The sequence below is a fragment of the Bacteroides sp. 51 genome (assembly GCF_010500965.1).
Taxonomy (GTDB): Bacteria; Bacteroidota; Bacteroidia; order Bacteroidales; family Bacteroidaceae; genus Bacteroides.
Genome location: NZ_QVMI01000167.1, coordinates 1 through 321 on the forward strand (window position 1 = coordinate 1; position 321 = coordinate 321).

General features: G+C 49.2%; 1 protein-coding gene. It reads right to left on the reverse strand.

Translation table 11 applies throughout. The annotated features are described in order from the left end of the window. Positions 1-45: 45 nt before the first annotated feature. Positions 46-321, reverse strand: a 276-nt coding sequence (locus tag D0T87_RS23965; protein WP_163178698.1) for a hypothetical protein, incomplete at its 5' end; no start/stop codon positions are given.

Sequence of the window (321 nt, forward strand, 5' to 3'; positions counted from 1 at the left end):
CTTCGCCGATTGATGCCTCTATTGTGACAACCACCTCTCCGATTATTACCATGATCGTAGCAGCCATTTATCTCTCCGGCGGCGGGGGTAGAGGTGCATCTGCCGTTCTATAAACCGACAAGTAGGGCAAATATCTTGCTCTTCGGAACGGAAGATGATCACGCGTTTTGGATATGGTTTTGCACGTTCCGGACGATGAGTATCATCCGCATTTGGTTTTCCTCCCGGCCATCCGGTGATGGCATTTGCATCGTCAAATGGTTCGTTGAGGCCATCATGTTCACGGCGGCGGATATATTGTATGTGTTCGTCAGATAGATT